Raw genomic sequence first — 18,501 nt, 5'->3', positions numbered from 1 at the left:
TTTTATACAATCACTTACTCTAAAAGCGCAGCGCCTCTAAACCTTCTTGTGAATAACAGTACTTAAAATATTATTCACAAGGAGAAGTGAAAGAGAAGAAAATGAGAAGGTAAAAACCAGTGCTTACTCGTATTTGAATACTATTTTTATACAATCACTTACTCTAAAAACGCAGCGTCTCTAAACCTCTTTGTGAATAATTGCATTTAAAAATATTACTCACAAGGAGAAGTGAAAGAGAAGAAAATGAGAAGATAAAAATCAATATTTGCTCGTAGTTGTATTAAATAGCTTTTACTTTTTAAAACCATAAGGGCAGTTTTTACAACCATTTTTGCAGCACGAACCACGCTTTAAAAAAAACCACTTACTAAATATCATGTAACCACTTTGCACGGTGTAGTCGAGCCCTTCAATTAAATTGTCGTTACCTCTAAATTGTTTTGCAAAGTCTATTTGGGTTTTAATAGGTTGTGTATAAACACCCTCTAAAAAAGTATTTATTTTATTAAGCGTGCACTTGCGGCATAAACAACTTGTTGCTGTGATATCAAGCGGTAAAATAGCCGGCAGCTCATTGCACCAACACGCTGATATATCGTCTACATTACACGTTAAAGTACTGTGGCATTGAGTGCAGTTAAGTTGAGTCATTATAATTCTTTTTAGTAACAGTGAGCCAAGAATAACAAATATTATGAATACACAAAAAGCATTAGCTGAATTTATTACATTTGGTGAGCAAAGGGACGAAGCTATATCGGTTATCGCTTCAAGCCCTGCTGATAGCAATAAAACTCATTATACTCTCTCAACCGAGGTTTTAATTGATGTGCTTAAACGCTGTTTAAGTAACGAAATAGACTTAGATGATTTAGAGCTTTGGGCAAACGTAATTGAATCGCGAGATGATATTGATTGTACTGAGCACGAAGGTTTTATTTATGCGCTCAGTAATAGCGAGCAAATGGGAGAGCTTAATCATCAAAAGCTTGCTCAAATAGTTGCCTTAGTAAAAGTTTGATTTGTTTAAAAGCGAGGTGTAAAACCTCATCTATAAAAAACCGCACTTCAATTGAATGCGGTTTTTAAATTGAGAACAATCGTTTTAAGCGATTATTTATGATATCCCAAGCACGTTTCTACTTCGTTTTTAGAACCTAAAATAACGGCTACTCGCTGGTGGATTGCATCAGGCTGAATATCCATAATACGCTCAGTACCGGTCGATGCGATACCGCCAGCTTGCTCTACTAACATAGCCATTGGGTTTGCTTCATAAAGTAGGCGTAATTTATTTGGCTTTTTAGGATCTTTCGTGTCGGTAGGGTAAGTAAATAAACCGCCACGGCTAAGTACGCGATGCACATCGCCCACCATTGCTGCAATCCAGCGCATATTAAAGTTTTTAGCGCGCGGGCCTGTATCGCCTGCTAGCAAATCATTGATGTAGTTTTGCATAGCTGGCTGCCAATGGCGTTGGTTAGACGTATTAATGGCAAATTCGTTTGTATCAGCAGGGATTTCGGCAAAATCTTGTGTAAGTAAAAAGCTGCCTTGTGTTTTATCAAGGGTAAACATGCGCGTGCCTTTACCTGTAGTCAGCGCAAGCATTGTTGATGGCCCGTAAAGTACGTAACCTGCAGCAACTTGCTTATGGCCGGGCTGCATAAATATGCTTTGATCAGCAGCGTCAGAGCCTTCAGGCGCTTCCATAATAGAAAATATAGTACCCACAAGTGAGTTAATATCCGTATTTGACGAGCCATCGAGTGGGTCAAATGCCACTATAAATTTAGCGTCTGGGTTACCTGCTACTGTGTAGTCTTCTTCTTCAGAGGCGATTGCTTTAACCGTACCTGATTCCAGTAAAATATCTTTTAACAGCTGATTAGATAATACATCGAGCTTTTTTTGAGTTTCGCCTTGAATGTTTTCATCAAGGGTTGAGCCTAATACGCCAGAAAGCGCACCTTGACCAACGCGAAACGAAATTTCTTTACATGCCGCTAAAACTGTTCGAATTAATGATAAAAGTTCTCTTGAACAACCATCTTCAAGTAATACTGGAGGGAGTCTACGCATTCTATTTTCCTGATAACGTGTTAAAACCAATCATAATGTGAGAGAGATTAGCTTAGAGCGCTGAAATTCGTCTTAAATAACTGTATTGTTTAAATAGCACCCTATAATGGGACCACCTAATCGTACTTAAAACACAAATAACAAAGATAAGATTATGAAAAAAATACCACTACTAAGTTACATATTCTTTACTGTGCTGTGCTCTATCATAACTCAAGCGCACGCAGCAATTAAGTCAATTGATGAATTTACTACACAAATGAATCATTTTCCGGGCTACTATTCGTTTTTTTACGATACCCAAAACGGAAAAGTATATTTAAAAGTTGATAAGTTTGAACAGCAATTTTTACTACAGCAAAGCTTGCCTTACGGTATTGGCTCTAACGACATAGGCCTTGATAGAGGTCAGCTTGGTAATACTCACCTTGTGCAATTTGAGCGTTTTGGCGACAAAGTAATGCTACATGCTGTAAATACTTACTATCGTGCCAACACAAGCAATAAGGCTGAACAGCAAAGTATTAAAGAGGCGTTTGCATCAAGTATACTTGCTGGTTTTAAAGTAGTCGCAGAAGATAAAGCCACAGCACTTATTGATTACACGCCTTATTTATTAAGTGATGTACATGGCGTAAGTCGCACGCTTGCTGCACGTAAGCAAGGCAACTTTAGCCTTGATGAATCACGTAGCGCCGTTTATATGAATCGCTCAAAAGCATTTGTAAAAAACACTGAGCTTGAAGCCGTACTTACATTTAAGGGCACAAAACCAGGTGAATTTGTTCGCCAAGTAAGTGCCGACCCTTATGCGCTTACTGTTCATATGCATCATTCACTTATTCAATTACCAGATGATAACTACACACCTCGTAAGTTTAATTCGCAATCAGGTTTTTGGAGTATAGAACATAAAGATTACGCAGCGCCGCTTGGTGAGTCTATGTATGTGCGTTATATACCGCGTCATCGTCTAACTAAAAAGGACTCAAGTTTACCTATTAGTGAACCTGTTAAACCAATTGTTTATTACCTTGATCCTGGCGTTCCAGAGCCCGTTAAAAGCGCTTTGCTTGAAGGTGGAAAATGGTGGAACGACGCATTCACTGCTGCAGGATATAAAAATGCATTTATAGTAAAAGTGCTGCCAAGTAGCGCCGACCCTATGGACATTCGTTACAATGTCATTCAATGGGTACACCGTGCAACGCGTGGTTGGTCATACGGAAGTTCTGTAATTGACCCACGTACAGGTGAAATACTTAAAGGGCACGTAACACTTGGCTCATTGCGTGTTCGCCAAGATATTTTAATAGCTGAAGCACTCGCTGCTCCTTATTTAAAAGGCAATGAAGTTGCTAAAAACTTGCAAGCAATGGCGCTTGATCGCATTCGCCAATTAAGCGCGCATGAAATTGGTCACACGTTAGGTATTTCTCATAACTTTGCTGCATCGGTAGGGGATAGAGCTTCTGTAATGGACTACCCACATCCGCTACTTAGTTTTAATGAACAAGGTAAGCTTGATGTAACGCGCGGCTATGCAACAGGCATGGGCGTGTGGGATACCCAAGTAATTAAATATGGCTATAGCGATTTTACTAACCAAGATGAAAGCGCAGAACTTGCTGCTATTTTAAAAGAGAACAAAGCCAAAGGCCTTGAGTTTATATCAGATAGTGATGCTCGTGCTAAAGGTGGCGCACATCCAACAGCTCATCTATGGGATAACGGCACTAATCCTTCTCAGGAGCTTTTACGAGTACTCGACGTACGTAAAAAAGCGCTTTCGCAGTTTGGTATTAATAATATTAAAACGGGCGATTCATTATCGCAATTAGAGGAAAAACTAGTTCCGCTTTATCTGTTTCACCGTTTTCAGGTTGAGGCTGCAGTGAAGCTTATAGCCGGTGTTGATTACGAATACGAAACACGCGGTGATTCACCTGTAAAAGGCGCACAAGTCGTTAATAAAAAAACACAGCAAGAAGCGGTAAACGCTATTTTTGCAACGCTTAAGCCAAGTAACTTATTACTTCCTGAATCGGTACTATCGCTAATTCCGCCAAAAGCGTATGGCGAGTCTAAGTCGCGCGAGAGCATAGTTGGGCGCACAGGGTTAACGCTCGATGCAATGGCATTACCCGAGGTTGCAGTGCAGCACAGCTTGTCGCTTTTATTAAATGCACAGCGTTTAAATCGCTTAGCGCAGCAACAAGCACGTAGTAATGACTTTTATAGTTTAGATGAGTTACTTGAGGAGCTATATGGCCAAGTGTTTAACGCGTCATCACCTAATACAATGACAGGTAAAATAACTCAGCGCGTGCAATTTTTAACTGCAAAAGCCATGGCTGATATAGTAGCAAGCGATAGTGCAAGCCCTGAAGTGCAGGCGCAGTTACGTTACTACTTAGTTAAGTTGAGTGAAGACTTTAACCAAAACTCAATGCTGAGCCATACAAGTACTGGCGAGAGCGCGTTTAAGCAATATTTAGCTGAGCAAGTAAATCAGTTTTTAATTAAAGGGCAATGGCCGAACAACTTTAAAGTGCTGCCAATCCCGCCAGGCTCACCAATTTAGAATAAAAAGTAGAAGCGCTTATTTTAAATCAATCATTTAATCAATTAGAAAGCAAAACACCGAGTATATTTATACTCGGTGTTATTTTATTCTAAAAACGAATACGTACTCTAAGATTTTATTTGCACTAAATCGTAATCGGCCATACCAGGTACTATTGCCTGTAAGCGAGATTCGGTTACATCGAGTGCATTTAAACATTCGCAATACTCAGAAGCCTTAAGCTCTAATTGATGTGCCTTTTTTTGTAGCGATTTATCAATTTCTCTTGAGATAATATCCATGCGTTGCCCCATGTCGTTAATGCGATCTTCTATATTACCTTCACGCGATTTAAACGCATCGCCAAGTGATACCAAAATAGCACCTAACGATCCATGCACAGCAGAGTGAATTTGCTGGCTGATCTCTTTAGTAAAAAAGTCATCTATTTGCGAAAGTGATTGAGGGGCTATAAAAAAGAAGTCATCTCCGCGCTTAAACTTATCCATTAGCGCGCGCTCTACATACTGCAATTGTGTTTTAAGTACTTCAGGTTCTTTGTCTGACATACCTTCAACTACGTGTTCAATAGCGCTTAAACCTAAGTTAACACCATCGGTAGCAAGGTTTACTAATTCGGGGACTGTGTGGCGAATACCATTACTAAACTGTTCGAGTACTTTGCTTTCGTCATCGCTTAAATCAACCCAATAACCGCGAATAAACAGTTGGTTATTGTTATTAATTTGGACACGAGTTTGGCCTTTATCTAATATGCGAATTGCATCGTCAGTAATAATTAAACCATGACGTAATTCAACATCGCATTGGGCTTGAGCAAAGACACTAGTGCTTGAGAGCGCCATGGATAACGCCAATATCGAACGAGATAGAAACGCCATAAACACCTCAAAAAGACTAAAATGGAAGTCGAGTAGGTTAACAAAAAAACAACTTTATGCAAGGGAAAATAAACCTATCAACTATCTCACAGAATAGTTGTATAGAGTGCAGCTTGAGTTTTTAGATACGGTTATGTTGGGCAAAATCAACAGTCCAACAAAGGACTTAATATATAGCTAGAGAGGGTAGAATTGGCTCATAGTAAAATAAGAACACGTGGTTTTTAAATGAAGTTTAAAAAGGTACAGCTATTTATATCAATTAAGCTTAATAGCCGACTCTAAATTCACTCTGGAGTCGGCTCAAAAAACTAAATATTTAGTGTGAAACCACTATTAAGCGAATTGCATCAAGTTGTAACTGCGTTTTTTCAATATACGTAGTTAGGTCGTTACGTTGCTTATCGTAGAAGGTAATTTCTTCTTGGCGAATATTCGGATTAATTTGCTTAAGGGCAACAAGTCGCTCTTGCTCTTCACTGAGTGACGTTTGCATTTTAGCAAGTGACGCTGCGCGAATAACTTCAAGTTTTTCTTGTGCCATATCTTTAGCGGTAGTGATCATTGGGTGGACAGCGCTTTGCAATGCACCGGCAAGTTTACTTGCTGTTTGGCGGCCTACGGCTGATAACTGCTGATTAAAGCCTTCAAATGCCACGTTTTCACCTAGGTTATTACCTGCTTTATCAAGCAATATACGAATTGGTGTAGGCGGTAAAAAGCGACCAACTTGTAATACTTTTGGTGCCATTGCTTCTGCAACAAAAATAAGCTCAACAAAAAAGGTGCCAGGCGGTAACTTTTTGTTTTTAAGTAAAGCCACCGATGCGCTACCAAAGTCGTCGTCACAAATCATATCCATGGTGCCTTGCACCATAGGGTGATCCCAGCTGATAAAGTGTACATCTTCTTGCGAAAGTGCCGTGTCGCGATCAAAGGTAACCGTCATACCGTCTTCTTTAAGCGATGGGAACGATGCATTTAACATATGTTCCGTTGGCTTTAAGATAATGGTGTTTTCGCCTTTATCTTCTTGGCTTACGCCAAATGTGTCAAACACGTTGATCATGTAGCTTGGCAATTCAAACTGGTTATCGAGTTTTTCGATATCAGTCACAAGCGAGTCGGCAGCACCTTGACCCGATGAATGTAGCTCTAATAAACGATCTCGTCCGCTTTCCATTTTTTTACGCAGTACTGCATTTTGTTGCGCTACTTGCTCAAGTAATGGATCAAGCTCGTCTTCATCGCAGTTATGCGCAGAAATATACTCAAGTAGGTCATCACGGAACTCTTTATAAAGCATTTGCCCCGTTGTTGATGTAGATTCGAATGCATCTAGACCTTCGTTGTACCAACGTAGTAATACTTCTTGAGCGGTATTTTCAAAATATGGCACATGAATGTTCACATCTTGCGTTTGGCCTATACGGTCTAATCGACCAATACGTTGCTCGAGTAAATCTGGGTTCAGTGGTAAATCAAACAACACTAAGTGATGCGAGAACTGGAAGTTACGACCTTCTGAGCCAATTTCTGAACACAGTAATATTTGTGCATTATCGTACTCGTCTGCAAAAAATGCAGCAGCGCGGTCACGCTCAATAATCGACATACCTTCGTGGAATACCGACGCTTTAATTGCTTCGCGTTCACGCAGTATTTGCTCAAGGCTGATAGCTGTTTCAGCTTTAGCACATATAAGCAGTACTTTTTCGCGCTTAAGTGTTTTAAGGGTGTCGATTAACCAATCTACACGTGGGTCGAATAAACCCCAGCTAGCGCTTTCGCCTTCAAACTCTTGAAATATTTTTTCAGGAAACAGGGCACGGTGTGCACTTAGTTCAGGGTTTTGAATGCCGCCCATGTTACCAAGAACCGACATAGCCGTTTTATACTGCTTTGGCAGTGCCATAGGGTAGGCGTGTAATTTACGGCTTGGGTAGCCGTCAATGCCGCTGCGGCTATTTCTGAATAATATACGACCTGTGCCATGGCGATCGAGCAGCATATTAAGTATTTCTTTACGCGCTGGTAAATCACCTTGCTGTGCTTTTTCAAGAATATCAGTAATGTCGGTTTCTTTTAATAGCTCAATTAGCGTGGCTTTGGCTGCGTCGTCCAGAGCTTGCTCTTGCAGTAATTGATTTGCAGCTTGCGCTACGTCTTTATAATTTGCTTCTTCTTCTTTAAACACGTCGTAGTCGTAAAAACGATCCGGATCGAGTAATTGTAAACGCGCAAAGTGACTGCTGTGACCAAGTTGATCAGGCGTTGCGGTAAGTAAAATAAGGCCCGGAATATCTTGGCTAAGCTCTGCCATACGTTGGTACTCAGAGCTTGGCTTGCCGTTATTGATACTTAGGTGATGGGCTTCATCTATTACTAAAAGGTCCCAATCAGCAAGCGTTGCTTGTTCAAACCAACGTTTTTTCTTGGTTAAAAACTCAAGGCTGGTAAGTACTAATTGCTCTGTATCAAATACGTTTGGAGAATCTGCAAACGCTTCGTCGCAGCGCTCTTCATCAAAAATAGAAAAACGTAAGTTAAAGCGGCGTAGCATTTCTACTAACCATTGGTGCTGTAAGTTTTCAGGCACCACAATAAGTACGCGGCTTGCACGGCCACTAATAATTTGTTGATGTAGTATCATGCCCGCTTCAATTGTTTTACCAAGGCCTACTTCATCTGATAAAAGTACGCGTGGTGCAAAACGTTTACCCACTTCTTGGGCAATATAAAGCTGGTGCGGAATAAGATTAGCACGCTGACCAATTAAGCCTTTAATAGGCGATTGCTCACGTTCAAATTTATGTAACCACGTTTGGTAGCGAAGTGTGTAGCGATCAAAACGATCGACTTGGCCTGCAAATAAACGATCTTGTGGTTTATTGAATTTAATAAAATGATCTAAAAAGGTTTCTTTAAGCTTGGCCGTTTCGCCATTATCAACACGGGTGCCGTGATAACACAGTAATTCGCCTTGTACTTCAATAGACTCTACTTCTAATTCCCATTCTTCAACGCTTTTGATCACATCGCCAGGATTAAATGCCACACGGGTAACAGGTGCTTCTGCACTAGAATAAACACGGCTCTCACCACTGGCAGGAAATAATATGCTGACCTGACGGCCTTCAATGGCAACAACGGTGCCTAATCCTAAATCTGACTCTGTATCACTGATCCAACGCTGACCTAAGGAAAAATTCATGTATGTCTCGTCTATGATGAAAAAGGCGGCTATGTTACCTGTAAGCTAACACCACTGCAAGGCGCTATTTGGCTCACTTTTAATTAATTTTGTAAGTGTTAATTATTACTATTAAAACAGCTTGTTTATGACTCTTTTTTAGGTAAATCAAAACTAATTACAGTTTGTAATAAAACGGACTTTTATGACAAATAGACTAAACTTACATTATGCCTTAGCAATTAAGTATTGCAGGTTTAAGTTTTGCCCGTTTTACTTAGTTATTTTGGTATAGCATAAAAATCATAAAACGTAAGGAAAGTGCTATGGAAAAAGCTTCGAACCTTGAAAGTAAAATGTATGTGCTAGATACCAACGTACTACTTCACGAACCACTCGCTTATTTGTCTTTTCAAGAACATGACGTTGTTATCCCAATGACGGTGCTTGAAGAGCTTGACCACATAAAAGACAGAAAACACGATGTAAGTCGTGATGCGCGCGTCGCTATTCGTGGATTAGATGAAGTACTTAAAAATGCCACGCCCGAACAAATGCTACAAGGCGTGGCGCTGCCGAGTAACAAAAAGGCAAAAGCGAGCTCTGCAGGTACCCTCATTATTGTAAATGACCATTTATTTGCCGACTCTATTTCTGGTCTGCCGGGTAACGAAAACGACCATCGTATTATTAATTGCGCCGTGTATTTACAAAAGCAGCACAGTGATTCAAAAGTAATACTTGTAACAAAAGACATAAATATGCGTTTAAAAGCCAAAGGCGCAGGGCTTAAATATGTTGAGGATTACCGCACCGACCAACTTATTGACGATATAAGCTTACTCACTAGTGGTTATAAAAAAATTGAAGGTGATTTTTGGGATCATGTAGGGGAGTGTAATACGCAGCAACACGGACGTGATACGTTTCATCATGTGCCTAAAAACTTAGTACCTGATGTATTTTGTAATGAATATTTACTTGATGGAGGGGAGCAGTTTGCGGCGCGCGTTAAATGCTACGATGACGAGCACATAACGCTCAAAGATATTGGTGTTGAGCGTTTAATGCATCAACAAGCATGGGGCGTTAAGCCCAAAAATATTTATCAAGGGATGGCATTAGATGCACTACTCGATACAAGTATTGAACTTGTTATTTTAACCGGCCCTGCGGGGTGTGGTAAAACCTTGTTAGCACTTGCCAGCGCCCTTGAAATGGTCATCGAAAAAGGCATTTACGATAAAGTAATAGTTACCCGTAATACGCCAGAAATAGCAGAGTCCATCGGCTTTTTACCAGGCACGGAGGAGGAAAAAATGGCGCCATGGCTTGCAGCTATCACTGATACGCTGGAGGTATTGCACAAAGGCGACGAAAATCCAATATCGAGTCGAAATTACATAATGGAGAAGGCTAATGTACAGTTTAAATCGGTTAACTTTATGCGTGGGCGTAGCATTCAAAATGCAGTGGTAATTCTAGATGAGAGCCAAAATTTAACGGCATCTCAACTTAAAACGATTATTACTCGCTGCGGCGAAGGTACTAAATTAATTTGTACAGGTAACTTGGCGCAAATAGATAGTAATTATTTAACGCCAGTAACATCAGGCTTAACCTACATAGTAGAGCGCTTTAAAAACTTTGAAGGCAGCGCAACAATAAATCTCAACGGTGTTGTACGTAGCCGCTTAGCATCATTTGCAGAAGAAAATTTATAACTTGCGCTTAACAAATTGGCTCGATAGTCTATCGATTGATTTTCGAGCCAAATGGCAGGCAGTACATTGATTTTTTTACCTCTGAAGCATTATTATCGTTCATTATTTATTGCGCTGTTAGTGCCATTGATTGTCGCTTTTTTACTGTGCTTGCACTTATATAATATAAAGCTTGAGCGGACGGTTGAAAAACGCCAAGCTGATTTTACAAATGTTTCAGCACAGGTTACTCACGGGATGGACTCGGTGAGTAATCTACTTACCACCATGTTTAACTTATACGAGCAAGCGACTTATCCCAAAATAAACCAAGATTTGCTCGAAGGCATAAATCAATATGATGGTTACTATTATCGTCATTTTATTGATCAAAGTACGGAAATTGTAGGTAAAGGTGAGTTTGCGTTATCAGCTAAGGCATTAATGCAGTGGCAGCAGGCTATTACATTAGGGCCTTCGTTTAATACAACGCTTGCGTTGATGCAGTCGTTATCTGCTGTAGCGTATGTTGATGATAATGGTTTTGCTTATGTAAGCAGGCACAACAAAAGCCAAAGTTTAATGCTTACTGAAATTCTAAATGGAAAATTTAAGCCAAAATTTTCGCAAAACAAACTTACTTCAAGTCCTATTGTTAAAGTGAATGACAATTCGTATTTTGCTATTGGTCGACAACGAAGCACAGGCTCAGCCGAGTACATTATTTTAATTTATGATGTTCAAGCAATTTCTGGATGGTTAAAAAAGGTGTCACCAAACAGTGGTGAATACGTTTTTATGAACCAATCGCATCAAATTATCGCCAGCTCTAAACAGATAATAGAGCAAGCAACTGCGTTAAAAAATTATTGGCCGGACTTGGCCGATCATCAGAGTCAAAAAACAGTATTAACTAGTGATAGTAATTACTTTATGCAGCCTATGGATGAGTTACCTATTCACGCCGCATTTTACGAGCACAAACCCCAATTAATAAGCTCAATTAAGTATGAGATATTACTAGAGTTTACATTTTTAACGCTATTTTTAAGTATTATGTTTGGCGTGTTTTTTTGGTTAAGTCAGCGTATTTTTATAAAGCCGATGACTCACTTAATGTCATACCTTGAGAGTAACGGTACACAACCCCAAGAGCAGCTAAATTACAAAGTACCATTGAGCTGGCAACCTTGGTTTTCTAAAGTGAAGCGTGTATTTACTAAAAACAAACAGTTAGTTGATTCATTACAAAGTGCAAATAAAGCTCTGGACGACCAAGTTCAGCTGCAATCAGAAAAACTAAGCCGCAGTTACGAAGCGAAAGAGCGCCACTTAGCTTTACTCAACACTATGCTAAACAGTGTGCCAGACCTTATTTACTTTAAAAACATTGATGGATCATTCTTAGGATGCAATAAAGCATTTGAGGCGTATATCGGTAAAGATCAAACTGCATTAGTTGGTAAATATGTGGATGATTTAGGTGACAATGATCAGCAAATAAATGCGCTTGAAAAACAAGTATTACAAAACAGGAATAGTGTTGAACAGCGAATAGAAACCGATACAAAATCGTATCAACTTACTATTGCACCTTTTTACAACGAGCACCAACATCTGTTAGGAACCATGGGCATTGGTCGCGATATTACTGAACAGCAACAAACATTATTAGCCTTAAAATCATCTGAATCTAAATTTAGAAGTGCAATTGAATTTGCGGCTAACTGCGTGGTTTTACTCTCGCTTGAACACACCATATTGCAAGTAAATAAAGCAGCAAGAAAGCAGTTTTCTGATCAGCCAGTACTAGTTGGGGAGCAGTTAAAAGCATTATTTGATGACTCCCAATGGCAGCAAATAAAAAGCACTTTAGCGCAATTGCTCGATGACAAAAAACGCGTATATCATTTAACGCTTGCTCAAGGGGGCTTAACAAGCTGGTTGCAACTAAGTGTATCGCTTGTCTGGGATGAAAACCGCGATCCAGCTTATTATGTTATACACATTCAGGATGTAAGTGCCTTAACTAAATCAAAACTAGATGCTGAACGAGCAACCTTAGCTAAAAGCCGCTTTATAGCCAATTTAAGTCATGAAATACGTACCCCTTTGAACGCTGTTTTAGGGTTGCTTGATATGTTAATTGAGCAAGGCTTAACGCAAAAGCAATTACAACAAACGGATCAAGCTAAGCATGCAGCACAAAGCTTGTTATTAATGCTTAATAGAATGCTTGATTTTGCACGTATTGAAGGTTCGCAAACCGATTTAAAACAAGCATCTTTTAGCATGGTTGAGCTGGTAGATATTTGTGAAAGCTTAACGGCTCCATTGTGCGAAGGAAAAGGTATTGAGTTTTTTATTGATATTGACCCGCTAATAGCACCTGATTTGATATGCGACAGTATACGTTTGCAGCAAATATTAGGTAACTTATTAACTAATGCCGTTAAGTTTACAAAAACAGGTTCCATTACTTTAAAAATGGAACTTATTGAAAGCGATAGCCTAGAGCAACAGCATATTTGCTTTAAAGTAATTGATACTGGCATGGGTATAGATGAAGCCGATCAAAGTCGCTTATTCGACGCTTTTACTCAAGGTGATGAATCTTCAACCCGCATACACCAAGGGGTTGGGCTAGGTTTAGCTATTGTTAAACATGCAGTATCGTTAATGGGTGGGGAGATTGCTTTAAAGAGTAAAAAAGGCCACGGCAGCGAATTTTATTTCAGTATTAGCTTTTTAGTTGATACCACTAAAAACACAGTGTTACCGACTAATACATTGGCTATTTTATCTGATCAAAGTAAAGAGCTTAAGCAGGTGACAAATGCATATAACGAACTTGCTAATATTAATTTAGATGAAGTACTAAAATACCCAATTAAGCTCTCTAATACTCAAAAAATAATAATTGATGCAGCTGACTTACCTGCACTTTTAAATGTTGAAGCGATTAATGATTCGTTATCAGCTAAAGAAACATCGGTAATTATTATTAATCATCAGCACACACTTAATTTACCGACAAGCGAGCACTTAGCTGCGCATCACGTTAAAGCATCGGCATTAGGGCAAAGGCTATTTAGTTTGAACTCTCAGCAAAAGCCTATAGTTAATACAAGTGCCGCAGTTCACAGTGCAACTGAAAGTAAAGCTGATATATCGGGTCTACTTGTATTAGCAATTGATGATAATCAGCTTAACTTAGAAATAATTAGCAGTGTTCTGCGCCAAGCAAACGTAAATGTTGTTACGGCTTTAAGCGCATCAATTGGTATGGAATTATTGCAAGTTTTAAAGCCTGACTTAATATTGATGGATGTGCAAATGCCGAAAATAGATGGTTGTCAAGCAACCGCTTTGATTCGTCAACAGTTTGACGCAAAGCAACTGCCTATTTTTGCTTTAACGGCTCATTGTGAACCTGCTGATGTAGAACGTTCTTTAAAGTGCGGCATGAATAAACATTTAACTAAACCGGTTGTTGCTAAAGTACTTATTGATGCAATTGCTGATTTAAACTTAGTTAAACCAAGCTTTTTTGAAAAATCATTTGCTTTAACGCAGTTTAGTATGGATGAAAAGCTACTTAATACAATGATTGATAAGTTTGCTAGCTTGTGTGAAACCCAGTTATCGCAACTAGAAGAAACAACCAATAAGGATGATTTGGTACGTTTAGTGCATAGTATCAAGGGTGTAGCAGGTAATTTAGGTTTTAGACGATTATCACATTGTGCTTTATTGTGTGAAAGAACGCTTAAAACAACTAATAAGCCTATTGAGATTACACTACAAGAGCTTATCATACAGCTAGAACAGGTAATTGTTTTTATAAAAGGGCTAGGGGTTAGGGATGTCGAAAAGAGCTAAAGTACTTATTGTGGATGATGATCCAATCAATAGATTAGTACTTGAAAAAACACTCAAAGCAGAACATGACGTGTTCTTAGTTGAAAGTGGCGAAAAAGCACTGACCTTTGTAAAAACAGCGCAAGTTGATTTAATAATCCTTGATGTAATTATGCCTGGAATTGACGGCTATCAAGTACTTGTGGAGCTTAAAGAAAACCCAATAACTCAGTCTATTCCTATTATATTTATATCAGCCAATCGTAGCCATGATGATGAAGCAAAGGGCTTAGAGCTCGGTGCAATGGACTACATAACCAAGCCATTTAGTCCTTCTATTGTTCGCGTTAGAGTGCGCAACCAACTCCTCATAAAGCAAAAAAATGATTTGCTAGAAATGCTAGCTTCGATAGATGGCTTAACTGAAATACCAAATAGACGCTACCTTGATGAAAACTTATCTCGAGAATGGCGCCGCAGCAAGCGAAGTGGAACACCGCTATCGGTGTTACTTATGGATATAGACCACTTTAAACGTTACAACGATTGCTACGGACACCGTGCTGGCGATGAGTGTTTAAAGAATGTTGCGCAAGCACTTGCGGCTCAATGTGAACGTGGCAGTGACTTTATTGCTCGTTATGGCGGAGAAGAATTTGCTGCTGTGCTACCAGGAATTGATAAGCATGAAGCTATGGAGTTTGCTAATAAATTACGCAATGCTGTAAATGCTTTGAATATAGAACATAAAGCTTCATTAAATGCAGACCACATCACTATAAGTATAGGTATTGCCACTACACAAAGTGGTAAAGTGTATGCTGAGCAAGCATTATTAGAAGAGGCCGATTTAGGCTTATATGCCGCTAAAGACGCAGGACGAGATAGAATAGTCGCACGCTAAAAACTTAATATACAAAAAACGCCAATATTCATATATTGGCGTTTTTGTATCAAACATTTTTTATTGGTTACTGCGTGATCATACCTAAAGCGGTTTCACCAATGCCCACTAACTTATCATTTTTAAATACTAGTGGCGTACATTCATCTTTTGTTGTTTTTGAATCTGAATGCTTGCTATGCGTTACATAAAAAAGTACTTGGTATACATCGTCATCTTTTTTTAATAGCTCAGTGAAATTAGGCGTTTTTAATTGCGTTAAAACAGACTGGTAGCTGCTATCCATTTTTAGCTCCGATATAACTTCACGATTATTTTTATGCTGTGCTTGCCAGCTTGATGAGTTTTTCCCTGCCCAATGAGTCTCAGCTTCGCCATCTGACACGGCAATAACACAGCCTGTTAAAAATGGAGCGATTAAAGCGGCTGCTAAAAGTGATTTTTTCATTTTTATTTACCTTAATAAGATTTTTAATTGGTTATTAACTGTATTAAAGCAAAGAGTAGACCATATTGATAAGTTGTTATGAATCAGTTTGTTAAGTGAGTTAAGCTGTTTTTATCTAATAAAATATTAAATATATTAGTAAAAACAGCCATTTTTTAGCTTATTTGATTACTACAATAAAATGATTAAACCAAGCGGTTGCGTGATTCACCTTTAGTAAATGCAGCAATATTTAAACTTACTTCATTAATTAGACGCACAATAGATTCAGTACTTGCCCATGCAATATGTGGAGTAAGCAATAAGTTATTGCCTGTGTAACTAGCAAGTGGGTTTGAAGCTTCAGCAGGTTCTTTAGTGAGTACATCAACGCCCGCACCGGCAATTAGGTTTTGCTCAAGCGCTGTTGCTAAGTCGGCTTCGTTAATAATACCACCACGTGCCGTATTAATAATTATAGCGCTTGGCTTCATCATTTTAAGCTCATTAAGTGCAATTAAATCACGTGTTTCATCTGTAAGCGGGCAGTGTATGCTGATTATATCGGCTGTTTTAATGACGTCTTCAAAAGGCGTACGACCATCACGACATTTAACCCCTTTACGCTCTGCAACAATGACATTAGCGCCAAATGCCTCAGCCACTTTAGCAACGCCTTTGCCTAGTGTACCGCCGCCTATAATGGCAAATGTTTTACCCTGTAAGTCGTTAAAGCTGTAATCGAGTATGCAAAACATTTCACTTTTTTGCCACGCGCCCTGCTGGCAATCTGCCTGATAGCGGTGGGTGTTACCCAGTAAGTTAGTAATTAAAGAAAATGTATGTTGAACAACAGAAGGTGTTGAGTAGCCAGCTACATTAGTGACGGCAATACCAAATTCTTTAGCGGCTTCTAAATCAACATTATTAGTACCGGTTGCACTTACGCAAATTAATTTCAGCTGTGTTAGCTGACTAATCGTATCGCGACTCAAAACTGCTTTATTAGTGATTAATACATCAGCGCCTTGGCAATGCTCAATAACTTGCTCTGGGCTGGTAAGTTCATAAGTCGTTAATTTACCAAGTTGTTCTATACACGAAAGAGATGTTTTAGCTAACGTTGCGTTATCAAGAATAGTAATGTTCATTATGAGCCCTAAAATAAGTGGATCTGAAAGAGTTAAAATCGTAAAAAAGAGGCTTACGATCCATCAAAAATCTAAAATATGGGCTTAAGGTACTACGAAAGAAAGGCTTTGTTAATGGTATTACTACCAAATGATTAGAGGGCATGTAATTAAAGGGTTTAGTATTAGTGGTCTGCCCACTAGTTGATTAAGAACATGGTATTTTGATCAACTGATCAGTTTTTTGCACTTTTAAGCAAGCTCATGGTCATAGAAGGTAATTAAACTCGGCTTTAAAGCAAGTTGCTAAAATAAAAAATCGTTTTTTTGGTTATTTCGCATTTTAGATTGGCTGAGTTATAATCGGATATAGACATAAACGGTGCGCTTTAGCGTACCGTTTTTTAACATTGTAGATGTAGTAATGAGTGAATTAGAAGATAAATACGCAGATATACGCCCATACAACGACGACGAAGTTGCGGCGTCGCTTACACGTTTGATTAACGATGATGCGTTTATTGATGTAATAGCAAAGTATAATTTACCGCGCTTTTTATCGGCAGTGCCTTTTATTGCGCGTCCAATGGTAAGAAGTCAGTTACGCAAAAAATGGGGCAAAGTAAGCACCGTTGAAGATGTGCAAAATGAAGTGGCGCAATACTTAGATAAACTAGTGAAGCGCACCACATCAAAAGTTACCTTTTCTGGGCTAGATCAGTTAGACGCTAATCAGGCTTATTTATTTATTTCAAACCACAGAGACATAGTGCTTGATCCTGCATTAGTTAATTGGGGTTTATATCAGCATAAAATGAAAACAGTGCGTATTGCTATTGGCGATAATTTATTGCAAATACCTTACATTACGGAGCTTATGCGTTTAAATAAAAGCTTCATTGTTAAGCGCTCTGCTAAAGCACCAAAAGAAATGTTAAAAGCATTGACCCAGTTATCGTCATATATCTATGACTCTTTAATCGGTGGAAATTCTATTTGGATTGCACAAAAAGAAGGGCGTGCAAAAGACGGTTTTGATCAAACAGATCCTGCCCTTTTAAAAATGTTGCAATTAAATGGACGTAAACAAAAGAAAGAATTTGGCGATTATATTAAAGAGTTAAAAATAGTGCCTGTTTCTATTTCTTATCAATATGAACCGTGTGCAATTGCTAAGGCTAAAGAGCTTTATCATAAACAGCATCATGGTGAATATATTAAGTCAGCGGGTGAAGATATTGCCAGTATTGTTGAAGGTTTTAGTTCAGCTAAAGGGCATGTGCATTTAGCATTTGGACAACCAATCGAATCTAAATGTGATAGTGCTGAAGAGTTGGCTAAAACAATTGATAGGCAAATTGTAGATTCGTTTTATTTGCATCCAGGTAATTACATTGCTGGTGGCTGTAAAGAGGCGGTAATAGACTCTCCAGATACAGCGACGTTTGAGAAGCGTTTAGCCTGTGTACCAGAAGAGTTAAAACCTTTAGTGCTGGCCATGTACGCTAAGCCATTTCACCGCAAAACAGAGATAAATACCAATAGCTGTGAGCATTAATAATCCCAGCTCAACAAAACTAAGCAGCAATTAAATTGCTGCTTTTTTTTTGTTTGCCCAGCGAAGCTGGCAAACCCGATAGGCTGAAAGATGCCTTATCACCCTGACTAAGGGGAAGATAATCTGAATGGCAAGGGCGTCACTGGCCAACGGTGGGGTCTGAAGGAAGCCA

12 protein-coding genes are annotated in these 18,501 nt (G+C 39.0%); 6 read left to right on the top strand and 6 right to left on the bottom strand.

Translation table 11 applies throughout. The features are described 5' to 3' along the window. Nucleotides 1-294: 294 nt before the first annotated feature. Nucleotides 295-654, bottom strand: a complete 360-nt coding sequence (locus QL998_RS18285) for a DUF5522 domain-containing protein (RefSeq protein ID WP_290193229.1) — start codon at nt 652-654, stop codon at nt 295-297. Between the two features lie 43 nt (nt 655-697). Between QL998_RS18285 and QL998_RS18280 the strand changes: the two genes are divergently transcribed. Next, nucleotides 698-1,024, top strand: a complete 327-nt coding sequence (locus QL998_RS18280) for a hypothetical protein (protein ID WP_290193228.1) — start codon at nt 698-700, stop codon at nt 1,022-1,024. A gap of 92 nt (nt 1,025-1,116) precedes the next feature. Here QL998_RS18280 and QL998_RS18275 read toward each other — a convergent pair whose 3' ends face one another. After that, the gene (locus QL998_RS18275) at nt 1,117-2,085 is read right to left on the bottom strand and encodes a class 1 fructose-bisphosphatase (protein WP_154903726.1); all 969 of its coding nucleotides are present in this window, start codon (nt 2,083-2,085) and stop codon (nt 1,117-1,119) included. 154 nt (nt 2,086-2,239) lie between these two features. Between QL998_RS18275 and QL998_RS18270 the strand changes: the two genes are divergently transcribed. Further along, nucleotides 2,240-4,669: a zinc-dependent metalloprotease gene (locus tag QL998_RS18270; RefSeq protein ID WP_290193227.1), complete on the top strand. Its 2,430-nt coding sequence runs from the start codon at nt 2,240-2,242 to the stop codon at nt 4,667-4,669. A gap of 110 nt (nt 4,670-4,779) precedes the next feature. On the opposite strand, the gene QL998_RS18265 is transcribed toward QL998_RS18270, so the two are convergent. Both QL998_RS18265 and rapA read right to left on the bottom strand, forming a co-directional pair. Further along, nucleotides 4,780-5,553 (bottom strand): YggN family protein, encoded by a 774-nt coding sequence (locus tag QL998_RS18265; RefSeq protein ID WP_024595182.1) that lies wholly within the window; start codon nt 5,551-5,553, stop codon nt 4,780-4,782. A gap of 319 nt (nt 5,554-5,872) precedes the next feature. After that, on the bottom strand, nt 5,873-8,767 hold the full coding sequence (gene rapA / locus QL998_RS18260) for an RNA polymerase-associated protein RapA (RefSeq protein WP_290193226.1): 2,895 nt from the start codon (nt 8,765-8,767) through the stop codon (nt 5,873-5,875). A gap of 305 nt (nt 8,768-9,072) precedes the next feature. Between rapA and QL998_RS18255 the strand changes: the two genes are divergently transcribed. The 3 genes from QL998_RS18255 to QL998_RS18245 are packed head-to-tail and all read left to right on the top strand — an operon-like array spanning nt 9,073 to nt 15,214. Beyond that, nucleotides 9,073-10,470: a PhoH family protein gene (locus QL998_RS18255; RefSeq protein ID WP_290193225.1), complete on the top strand. Its 1,398-nt coding sequence runs from the start codon at nt 9,073-9,075 to the stop codon at nt 10,468-10,470. A 51-nt stretch (nt 10,471-10,521) separates the two neighbouring features. Further along, nucleotides 10,522-14,331 (top strand): ATP-binding protein, encoded by a 3,810-nt coding sequence (locus tag QL998_RS18250; RefSeq protein ID WP_290193224.1) that lies wholly within the window; start codon nt 10,522-10,524, stop codon nt 14,329-14,331. Continuing rightward, complete coding sequence (locus QL998_RS18245; protein WP_024605076.1) at nt 14,315-15,214, top strand: diguanylate cyclase; 900 nt, start codon at nt 14,315-14,317, stop codon at nt 15,212-15,214. Before QL998_RS18250 ends, QL998_RS18245 begins: the two co-directional genes overlap by 17 nt. Before the next feature lie 67 nt (nt 15,215-15,281). On the opposite strand, the gene QL998_RS18240 is transcribed toward QL998_RS18245, so the two are convergent. Together QL998_RS18240 and QL998_RS18235 are read right to left on the bottom strand one after the other, a co-directional pair. Further along, entirely contained in the window at nt 15,282-15,662 is a 381-nt protein-coding gene (locus tag QL998_RS18240; protein ID WP_007586943.1) for a DUF3192 domain-containing protein, read from the bottom strand. Between the two features lie 185 nt (nt 15,663-15,847). After that, nucleotides 15,848-16,792 carry a D-2-hydroxyacid dehydrogenase gene (locus QL998_RS18235; RefSeq protein WP_165744517.1) on the bottom strand — a complete coding sequence of 315 codons (945 nt, stop codon included), beginning with the start codon at nt 16,790-16,792 and terminating at the stop codon, nt 15,848-15,850. Nucleotides 16,793-17,195: 403 nt separating this feature from the next. Here QL998_RS18235 and QL998_RS18230 point away from each other — a divergent pair, with 403 nt between their 5' ends. After that, nucleotides 17,196-18,329: a 1-acyl-sn-glycerol-3-phosphate acyltransferase gene (locus QL998_RS18230; RefSeq protein ID WP_290193223.1), complete on the top strand. Its 1,134-nt coding sequence runs from the start codon at nt 17,196-17,198 to the stop codon at nt 18,327-18,329. The last annotated feature ends 172 nt before the right edge of the window (nt 18,330-18,501 follow it).

Source organism: Pseudoalteromonas sp. APC 3691, assembly GCF_030408135.1.
In the GTDB taxonomy this organism is placed as follows: domain Bacteria; phylum Pseudomonadota; class Gammaproteobacteria; order Enterobacterales; family Alteromonadaceae; genus Pseudoalteromonas.
Note: the sequence above shows the minus strand (reverse complement) of the source record. Positions and strands in the feature narration are given on the sequence as shown.

Bases quoted from the DNA above. Each gene is read 5' to 3' on its own strand.
- QL998_RS18255 (WP_290193225.1), top strand. From the start codon at position 9,073: ATGGAAAAAGCTTCGAACCTTGAAAGTAAAATGTATGTGCTAGATACC.
- rapA (WP_290193226.1), bottom strand. From the start codon at position 8,767: ATGAATTTTTCCTTAGGTCAGCGTTGGATCAGTGATACAGAGTCAGAT.
- QL998_RS18275 (WP_154903726.1), bottom strand. From the start codon at position 2,085: ATGCGTAGACTCCCTCCAGTATTACTTGAAGATGGTTGTTCAAGAGAA.
- QL998_RS18280 (WP_290193228.1), top strand. From the start codon at position 698: ATGAATACACAAAAAGCATTAGCTGAATTTATTACATTTGGTGAGCAA.
- QL998_RS18235 (WP_165744517.1), bottom strand. From the start codon at position 16,792: ATGAACATTACTATTCTTGATAACGCAACGTTAGCTAAAACATCTCTT.
- QL998_RS18265 (WP_024595182.1), bottom strand. From the start codon at position 5,553: ATGGCGTTTCTATCTCGTTCGATATTGGCGTTATCCATGGCGCTCTCA.
- QL998_RS18250 (WP_290193224.1), top strand. From the start codon at position 10,522: ATGGCAGGCAGTACATTGATTTTTTTACCTCTGAAGCATTATTATCGT.
- QL998_RS18240 (WP_007586943.1), bottom strand. From the start codon at position 15,662: ATGAAAAAATCACTTTTAGCAGCCGCTTTAATCGCTCCATTTTTAACA.
- QL998_RS18230 (WP_290193223.1), top strand. From the start codon at position 17,196: ATGAGTGAATTAGAAGATAAATACGCAGATATACGCCCATACAACGAC.
- QL998_RS18285 (WP_290193229.1), bottom strand. From the start codon at position 654: ATGACTCAACTTAACTGCACTCAATGCCACAGTACTTTAACGTGTAAT.
- QL998_RS18245 (WP_024605076.1), top strand. From the start codon at position 14,315: ATGTCGAAAAGAGCTAAAGTACTTATTGTGGATGATGATCCAATCAAT.
- QL998_RS18270 (WP_290193227.1), top strand. From the start codon at position 2,240: ATGAAAAAAATACCACTACTAAGTTACATATTCTTTACTGTGCTGTGC.